At 60.0% G+C, this 841-nt stretch carries 1 pseudogene; it reads left to right on the plus strand.

Annotated elements, in window-relative coordinates:
- Positions 1–60: 60 nt before the first annotated feature.
- Positions 61–841, plus strand: a pseudogene (locus tag NPS47_RS25225) (toxin VasX); the annotation flags it as partial.

An 841-nucleotide genomic window follows, 5' to 3' on the forward strand; every position in this document is an offset into this window, starting at 1 on the left:
ACCGCCACCCATAAGGCCCTGGCTCCCTTGAGCCAGCCGGTCCTCGCTGACCTCGCGGCCATGGCCCGGGACGCCCACAGCCCGTGGAGCGTGCTGGTCAACCGCCTGGCGGCGTCGTTGTTGTTGCTCAAGGACAATCAAACCTTCAGCAGTGCCTGGCTCGGCGTGTTCATCGCCGCTCGCCTGGGCAGCAATACGCGGTTGCAGCGCATTACCGAAGGTGGCCGGCAGCTCTGGGCCCTGCTGGGGTACGAAGCCGAAGGCCTGACCCGCTGGGTCCGTACCACCGGGCAAGCCATTGGCGCCGGACGCGTGGCGGCGATTGTGAACTCCGCTTTTGTCAGCAATAGCGGTGGCGTTGTGCCGTTGGCGGCCTTGCTGCTGAACTCGCTCAATGCGAGTAATTACCTGAGTCAGGCTGGGACACTGGAGGGGATGAGCGACCGGCGTAAGAACGACACAATTTCTGCGGCTTTGTATACGGCGGCTGCGCTGACGGCAGTGATTGATAATCAGGTGCGGCAGGGGTTGAAGAAGGATCGATTTCTAATTCGCTCATCTCCGGCTCCAACCCTGACCTTATTTGGTGGGGTGATTGGTGGATTGTCATTTAGTGCAGGCGTAAACGAATACAGGTCTCTGCAAAAACAACTGGAGAGCGCACAAACCCATATCGACCCATGGCTGGAGATGCGCCAAACAGTAGTCGCGGGTCAGATAACGGCCTATGGGGCGCAGGCACTCCTGGGCGTCGTCCAGACCGGTAAAGCCTTGGCAGGTTTAGTGGAAGTGGAAGCCGCCATCATGCGCTACTCGTTGTACATGGGCCCACTGAACTGGG

The sequence above is a fragment of the Pseudomonas putida genome, from assembly GCF_028682475.1.
Classification (GTDB): domain Bacteria; phylum Pseudomonadota; class Gammaproteobacteria; order Pseudomonadales; family Pseudomonadaceae; genus Aquipseudomonas; species Aquipseudomonas putida_AG.